This window comes from Albidovulum sp. (assembly GCF_049646345.1).
Classification (GTDB): domain Bacteria; phylum Pseudomonadota; class Alphaproteobacteria; order Rhodobacterales; family Rhodobacteraceae; genus Albidovulum.
Genome location: NZ_JBARVQ010000349.1, coordinates 1 through 1,865 on the forward strand (window position 1 = coordinate 1; position 1,865 = coordinate 1,865).

General features: G+C 62.6%; 2 pseudogenes. Both read right to left on the bottom strand.

Going from position 1 to position 1,865, the window contains the following annotated elements:
- Positions 1-251 (bottom strand): annotated as a pseudogene (locus tag WBB85_RS08710) (hypothetical protein); the annotation flags it as partial.
- A gap of 118 nt (positions 252-369) precedes the next feature.
- A pseudogene (locus WBB85_RS08715) lies at positions 370-1,865 on the bottom strand (hypothetical protein); the annotation flags it as partial.

A 1,865-nucleotide genomic window follows, 5' to 3' on the forward strand; every position in this document is an offset into this window, starting at 1 on the left:
GACCTTGTCTGCCGTCCGGTTTCCGTGCGGGTCACGGCGCGCAGCACATCAAGGGGCACATCTTCGCGTCGCGCGGCAACCGTGGCCGCGTCGTCGCACATGGCGTGCAGCGGTCCCGCATCAGGAAGTGCTGCCGCAGGGTCCGGTGCCCATCCGAGCAGGCCCGCAATGGCGATCGCACCGAACCAGCCTGCACCCGCGGTCGACAGGGACCCGCGGACGGGAATTCGCAAATGGATCATTCTTGGCATTCTGCCAGTTCTCCGACCGGGTTCCGGACCCGTTCATCCTAGGAACGCCGCATTGAGGATTCGTTAGCATCGCCCGAGAATCTGGGCCCTTGATGTGGCTGCCGGCGCGTCCCGGTGCTCAGTCGGTATCGACGGAAACGGTCACTTTCTGCAGCAGGTCCTCGATATCGCTTCGCGTCGAAGTGGACTTGTCGATCAGGGCGCGCGCCCGTGCCAGAGGTGTCAGCCCGTCAAGTTCCGGGTCCGGTTTGGCCAACTCTCCGGTTGCTGCGGCCAAAAGTTCGTATTGGGTTGGATCCGGCTCGACGCCCGGCTGAAAACTGTCGGCAAGCCATAGACTTCGGGCTGCGCCATTCCGGTCTTCCGCGACCTGAAGCATATGCCCGGCCTCCAGATAGTCCTGCCGTTGCAACATGGCTTCGGCTCTCAGGCGAGCGGCTTGCGGGCCTTCCAACCCAAGCAACGCGACCATGGCCTCGTGCGGCAATTGCTGCGCCAGCGCGGCTTCGGCCCGCAGCAGGCGCCTATCTTCCGTTGCGACGCCTTCGGTCGAACCGGCGAGCAGCCGTACTGCGGTCTCAGCAAATCCGAGGTCGAGAATGCGGCGGGCAAGCCTGTTGCCAAGGTCCTCGGCATAGGCGGATTCCTGTCCGGTGATGGCATGCAAGGCCAGTCTTAGGAAGGTCAGATCGTCGGCGCGTTCCTCGATCAGATAGAGCAGCCGGGATTCGGTCTGCAGGCGCGATTCCGGCCCGTTCAGCTCTTCGATGGGGCCAAGTGCCTCGAAGGCTTCGTCGAACCGATCCGTCAGAGCGAGCGAGAGCGCTAGGGTTTCCCTGAGCTTCACGCCAAGTTCCGATCGGCGATGCTCGAGTGCGAATCCGCCGGCCAGTACCGGAACATCCGGCGCTATCGAGCCGCGCAGTTCATATTGGTTCTTGACCAAGGCTATCAGCGCCTTCGGTGCCTGTTCTGTATCTGTTTCGGCGACTTTCGACAGTTTTTCCATGGCCTTGTCACTTTCGCCGCGCAACTCGGCTGTCTTCGCTTCCGCCAGTTCCAGATCGGGGCTGGACTCGCCACCGGACCTGCGCAGCATGCGCAGCAGCGCTTCGGCCGTCGGCCTGTCACCGGCATCGCCGAACCGTCTGCTCAACGTTGGCCCGAGATGCTCGCGCAAGTACAGGGGAAGCCGGCCAAATGCTCGGAGTACCGCTTCGTTGTTGATTTCATCGGTCTTGATTGGTTCCGCAAAGGCAGCCCAGAGCGCAACATCGCTGTCGCATTTCTGCTGATTTGAAAAAGGGTTGTCGCCATTCAACTCGCCACGATCGATCAATCGCGCGAGGGCAAGCGCGCCGCGCGCCTCGGGCCCCGACAAGGCCGCAAGGTCGATGATGTGGGCAGCCTCTGCTCCGAATCCGAAGTGCAGGTAGGTCCTTGCCAGTTTCAGGGCAGTTGCCGGGTCGATCCGGTCGAACTCCTCAACCAGTTCGACGCGCAACGCGGAGACCTGCATCGCGAACGGCCTGTCATCACCCCAACGCTCGACGGCAATGATCTCGGGGTCAAGACAACTCGCGGCTGTGGATTGATGGAGCAGGGCCCCGACAA